Origin of the sequence: Stenotrophomonas pictorum JCM 9942 (assembly GCF_001310775.1) — a bacterium.
GTDB lineage: Bacteria > Pseudomonadota > Gammaproteobacteria > Xanthomonadales > Xanthomonadaceae > Stenotrophomonas > Stenotrophomonas pictorum.
Genome location: NZ_BAZI01000180.1, coordinates 1 through 5,616 on the forward strand (window position 1 = coordinate 1; position 5,616 = coordinate 5,616).

The 5,616-nt window shown below is 64.9% G+C and carries 6 protein-coding genes and 1 pseudogene; all 7 read left to right on the forward strand.

All coding sequences use genetic code 11. The annotated features are described in order from the left end of the window. Positions 1 to 567 (forward strand): ComEC/Rec2 family competence protein (locus tag JCM9942_RS10010; protein WP_343123489.1); only part of this gene is annotated, 567 nt, incomplete at its 5' end. A gap of 3 nt (positions 568 to 570) precedes the next feature. Beyond that, a complete protein-coding gene (locus JCM9942_RS10015; protein WP_054659409.1) occupies positions 571 to 1,236 on the forward strand; it encodes a MotA/TolQ/ExbB proton channel family protein in 666 nt (221 codons plus the stop codon). 3 nt (positions 1,237 to 1,239) lie between these two features. After that, positions 1,240 to 1,662, forward strand: coding sequence for an ExbD/TolR family protein (locus tag JCM9942_RS10020; protein WP_054659411.1), 423 nt, complete (start codon positions 1,240 to 1,242; stop codon positions 1,660 to 1,662). Next, positions 1,659 to 3,403: pseudogene (msbA, locus tag JCM9942_RS10025) on the forward strand (lipid A export permease/ATP-binding protein MsbA). The gene JCM9942_RS10020 and the pseudogene msbA overlap by 4 nt, the downstream one beginning before the upstream one ends. Then, positions 3,403 to 4,425: a tetraacyldisaccharide 4'-kinase gene (lpxK, locus tag JCM9942_RS10030; protein ID WP_054659413.1), complete on the forward strand. Its 1,023-nt coding sequence runs from the start codon at positions 3,403 to 3,405 to the stop codon at positions 4,423 to 4,425. The pseudogene msbA and the gene lpxK overlap by 1 nt, the downstream one beginning before the upstream one ends. Positions 4,426 to 4,527: 102 nt before the next feature. Continuing rightward, the gene (gene kdsB, locus JCM9942_RS10035) at positions 4,528 to 5,292 is read left to right on the forward strand and encodes a 3-deoxy-manno-octulosonate cytidylyltransferase (protein ID WP_054659415.1); all 765 of its coding nucleotides are present in this window, start codon (positions 4,528 to 4,530) and stop codon (positions 5,290 to 5,292) included. Continuing rightward, the coding region (locus tag JCM9942_RS10040) for a low molecular weight protein-tyrosine-phosphatase (protein WP_172675093.1) at positions 5,289 to 5,616 on the forward strand (328 nt) is incomplete at its 3' end. The genes kdsB and JCM9942_RS10040, both read left to right, overlap by 4 nt.

The window sequence follows — 5,616 nt, forward strand, 5'->3', positions numbered from 1 at the left end:
CCGCCGGGCCTGAGCCTGGCGGCGGCCACTCCCTGCGTGGCCGGGCAGCGCTGGCGGTGGGATGGCGTGGAATTCCAGTTCCTGCATCCCACACCGGGGTTTCCCTATCTGGGGAACGAGTCCAGCTGTGTGCTGCGTGTGGCATCACCCCATGGCACGGTACTGCTGACCGGGGATATCGGCGAGGTGATCGAGCAGGGGCTGGTGAAGCGCAGCCGGGCGCTGCTGAAGGCCGATGTCGTGGTGGCCCCGCACCATGGCAGTGGCGGATCCTCGCGCCCGGATTTTGTCGCCGCCATCCGGCCCCGGCTGGTGGTGGTCTCTACCGGGCATGGCAACCGCTTTGGCCATCCGCGCGCGGACGTTGTCCGGCGCTGGCAGCACGCGGGGGCCGAAGTGCTGAATACCGCAACCAGTGGCGCGGTCAGCGTCTGGCTGGGTGGTCAGGATCTGCAGGTGCGTGAACGCCGGATCTGGCGCTCGCATGTATGGGATGCAGCGGAGCGGGCCCGGGCGGCTGCTATCCTATCGCCGATCGAACAGATGGCCGCAGTGCCAGAGGGTTGAAACGTGTGGGAACTGGTCAAGGCGGGCGGCTGGCCGATGGTGCCGCTGCTGTTGTTGGGCGTACTGGCTTTGGCGATTGTCCTGGAGCGTTTCTGGACACTGCGGCGTAACGAAGTGCTGCCGCCGGGGTTGGGGCAGGAAGTCCGCAACTGGGCCGCACGGGGCAAGCTCGATGCCTCGCATATCGAATCCCTGCGTGCCAATTCTCCCCTGGGGGCGTTGCTGGCGGCGGCATTGGAAGCGCGCAACCGGCCGCGCGACCAGATCCGCGAGCGAATCGAAGACACCGGTCGCCATCTGGTTCACCGCATGGGCCGTTTCCTCAATGCGCTGGGCACCATCGCTTCGGCGGGCCCGTTGCTGGGCTTGCTGGGTACCGTGGTCGGCATGATCCAGATGTTCCTGGGGATACTGGACCATGGTGTGGGCGATGTGAATCAGCTGGCTGGCGGTATCGGCAAGGCGCTGGTGTGCACGGCCACGGGCATGATGGTGGCGATTCCGGCGTTGATGTTCCATCGCTATTTCCGCGGGGTCATCGACGGCTATGTGATCGAAATGGAGCAGGAAGCCGGTGCCCTGCTGGATTCGCTCGATGGCCGTCCGGCGGTGCTGGCGGCCAACAAGGCCACCGGTGTCCAGCGTCCGGCTGCGATGGAAAAGGCCTGAGCCGTGCGTATCCGTGACAACCGCTTGCAGGATGAGCCGCAGATCGATTTGGTTCCGCTGATCGATGTGATTCTGGTGCTGATCATCTTCTTCGTGGTCACCACCACGTTCGATGCGCGCTCCACCTTGCAGCTGCAGTTGCCCACTGCCAGCGACCAGAACAACCCCGAGCCGCCCCGCTCGCTGAGCGTGCTGGTCAATGCCGATGGCCGTTATTTCATCAATGACCAGGAAGTGCTGCGCACCGACATCGAGTCGTTGAAGCAGACCATCGGTCAACTGGCCGGTGCTGATCGCGAGCAGACGGTGCTGCTGCGCGCCGACGCCCGCACACCTTATCAAGCCGTGGTCACCGCGCAGGACGCACTGGGCCAGTTGGGCTTCCGCCGCATCGCCATCGCCACTGCACCGGAAGCCAGGCAATGAGCGTACTGGCCAGCCCATGGCAGACCTACAAGCGCCTGCTCGGCTTTGCCAGGCCCTACCGGGTGCTGCTGCTCATGGCCTTGGCGGGCATGCTGATCGAAGCGGCCGCCGGCATGGGCTTTCTGGCGTTGATGAGCCCGATCACCGACAACCTGGTGAATCCGGAGGACATCAATCCATGGATGCCCTTGGCGATCATCGGCCTGTTTCTGCTGCGGGGTGTGGCCGGTTACCTGACCGACATCGGCATGGGCAAGGCCGCGCGCAGCATTGCGCGGGACCTGCGGGTGCGGGTGCTGGGCAAGTATCTGCGGCTTCCCGGCCAGCGCTTTGATGCCGAGCCGGTTCCATCGATGCTGGTGCGATTGGGCTCGGACAGTGACCAGGTCGCGCAGGCCGCCATTGATGCGATGAAGGTGGTATTGCAGCAGTCGCTGCAGGCACTGGGTTCGCTGGCGATGATGTTCTATTACAGCTGGCAGGTGACGCTGGCCATCTTCGTGCTGGCCCCGCCGCTGGCATGGGTGATGAACAAGGTGGCCAAGCGCTACCGCCGTATCAGCCACCGGATCCAGGAAAGCAGTGCCGAACTGTTGCAGGCGGCCGACCAGACCTTGTCCAGTCAGCAGGAAGTGAAGATCTACGGTGCCCAGCCCCGTGAGATGGCGCGTTATTCCGGCCTTGCCAACACCAATCTGCGACTGGCGATGAAGGTGGAGGCGACGCGCAGTATTTCTTCGGGGATGGTGCAGCTGATCGGTGCCATCGGTCTGGCCGCGCTGCTGTTTATCGCCGGTCACGAAGCCGCGGCAGGGCGGCTGACCGTGGGAGATTTTGTCGCCTTGATGATGGCGATGCTGACCATCATTCCAGCGCTCAAGCAGTTGACCAATGTGCAGAACATGACCCAGCGTGGCATTGCTTCCGCACAGCGTCTTTTCACGGTGCTGGATGCGGCCGACGAGACGGACACCGGAGCGTGCCTTTGACGCGTGCACGGGGAGAGCTGGAATTCCGGCATGTCAGCGCCCGTTACGAAGGCCAGACCAAGCCCGCGCTGGAAGACATAAGCTTCATCGCCAGGCCCGGTACGGTGACGGCCATCGTCGGCCGTTCCGGCAGCGGCAAGTCGACGTTGATCAAGTTGATTCCACGTTTCTACGAGATCGAAAGTGGGCAGATCCTGCTCGACGGGCATCCGCTGCAGGACTACAGGTTGGCCGACCTGCGTCGTCAGATCGCACTGGTCGGACAGCATGTGACGCTGTTCAACGGCAGCGTCGCCGAGAATGTGGCGTATGGCGAGCTGGCCTCCAGTAGTGATGAACAGCTGGAACGGGCCATTGCCGGTGCCAATGCGCGGGAGTTCGTCGGACAGATGCCGATGGGTGTGGACGAGCAGGTTGGGGCGAAGGGCGGCAAGCTTTCCGGCGGCCAGCGCCAGCGTCTGGCCATCGCCCGCGCGATGCTCAAGGATGCGCCGATCCTGATCCTGGATGAAGCCACCGCCGCGCTGGACAACGAGTCCGAGCGTCTGGTGCAGGATGCGCTGCAGAAACTGATGCCTGATCGCACCACGCTGGTCATCGCCCATCGCCTTTCGACCATCGAACACGCCGACCAGGTGCTGGTGATGGACCAGGGGCGCATTGTGGAGCGCGGCACCCATGCCGAACTGATGGCGCACGGCGGCCTGTATGAGCACCTGCACCGTATGCAGTTCCGGGAGAGCCAGGGCTGATGGCACGGCAAGGTCCACAGACACCGGCGTACTGGTACGACGGTGGCCAGGTGCCGGCGGTCGCGAAAGTGCTGGCGCCGCTGTATGGCGCCGTTTCCGGCCTGCGTCGCTGGTTGTATCGCCGGGGGGTTCTGCGCAGCCGGCAGGTGCCGGTACCGGTGATCGTGGTGGGGAACATCACCGCCGGCGGTACGGGCAAGACGCCATTGACCATCGAACTGGTCACGCGCCTGCGCGAAGCCGGCTGGAAACCGGGTGTCGCCAGTCGCGGCTATGGCCGTGATGAGGCCGATACGGCGCGATGGGTCACTCCGGAGATGCCGCCGGGCCTGGCGGGCGATGAACCCCTGCTCATCGCATGGAAAACCGGGGTGCCGGTACGCGTGGACAAGGATCGCGTCGCCGCCGCCAAGGCCCTGCTGGGCGCCGGGTGCGACGTGGTCGTCTGCGATGACGGATTGCAGCATTATCGTCTGGCGCGCGATATCGAGATCGAAGTGGTTGATGCGCAGCGTCGTTACGGCAACGGCCGCCTGTTGCCGGCCGGTCCGTTGCGTGAGCCTGTGGCACGCGCCGCTGCCTGCGATTTCCGCGTGGTCAATCTGGGGCAGGCCAGCGATTCGGCAGGTGGAGCGCCGGCATCGGGCTTTGGCGAATGGGCCATGCGTCTTCGAATCGATTCGGCGCGGCCGCTCAACGGCGGGCGTGTGCGCAGCTTGCACAGTTTTGCTGGACAGCGCGTGCATGCCGTGGCGGGAATCGCGCATCCACAGCGCTTCTTCCAGATGCTGCGCGCCCGGGGCATCGGCGTGGTGCCGCATGCGTTCGCCGATCATCACCGCTATCGGCCCGAAGACCTCTCATTCGGTAGCGAGTTGCCGGTACTGATGACCGAGAAAGACGCGGTGAAGTGCCAGGCGTTCGCCAATGACTGGCATTTTGTAGTGCCGTTGCAGGCCGAGCTGCCTGCTGCCTTCTGGGTGGCCTTGCTGGACCGGCTGGTCAAGCTGGCGCGTGGTTGAAAGACTGGATCATTTGATGCCTTCCACTTCCCTGATCCGGGAGCGGATGGACAGGGCGGAATACAGGCAGCTGTTGCCGGTCAAGGAGTGAATATGGGCTCGATTCCCGATTTCGTTGTCGCCATACCGGCGCGTTTTGCCTCCACGCGCCTGCCCGGCAAGCCGCTGGCGCTGCTGGCCGGCGAGCCGATGGTGTTGCATGTCGCCAAACGTGCGCTGGATGCCGGTGCGCGCGAGGTGTGGGTCGCCACGGATGATGCGCGTATCGCCACCGCGCTCGACGGGCTGGAAGGGATCCGTGTGGCGATGACGGATACCGCGCATGCTTCCGGAACGGACCGTCTGGCCGAATGCGCGCGCCATGCCGGCTGGCACGACGATGTGATCGTGGTGAATCTGCAGGGGGACGAGCCGTTCGCGCCCGCCGCCGGCATCCGTGCAGTTGCCGAGGCAGTGGCGCAAAGTGGCGCCCCCATGTCCACCCTGGCTGCGCCGGTGGAAGATGCTCCCACCTTGTTCGATCCCAATGTGGTGAAGCTGGTCCGCACCGCCGACGGTGACGCCCTGTATTTCAGCCGGGCGCCGATCCCGTGGCATCGCGATGCCTTTGCGCAGTCAAAGGACGTTCTGCCTGCCGGGCAATGGCTCCGCCATATCGGCATCTACGGCTATCGCGCGGGTTTCCTGCGCCAGTTCGCGGCGATGCCGCCGGGCGTGCTGGAGCAGGTCGAATCACTGGAGCAACTGCGTGCACTTGAAGCCGGGTTCCGTATCTCGGTCTCGCTGTCGCCGGCACCGTTTCCGCCGGGTATCGATACCCCCGAAGATCTGGAGAGGGCCGAGGCGATGATGAGGGCAGGCGGGTGAGGCTGCTGGTGGTTTGCCTGGGAAATATCTGCCGTTCACCGATGGGCGAGGGCGCCCTGCGGCGGCGGATCGCCCAATCCCCGTTGACCGGGAGGGTCGAGCTGGATTCGGCCGGAACCTCCGATTGGCACATCGGCCGCGCACCGGATCCGCGTGCGATTGCCTGCGCACGCGGACATGGCGTGGATATCGGCGGATTGAAGGCCCGACAGCTGCTGCGCGAGGATTTCGATCGCTTTGACCTGATCCTGTGCGCCGATCAGGGCAACCTGGAAGATGCGCGGGCGCTGGCGCCCGCCGGTGCGGCGCACAAGGCGGTGCTGT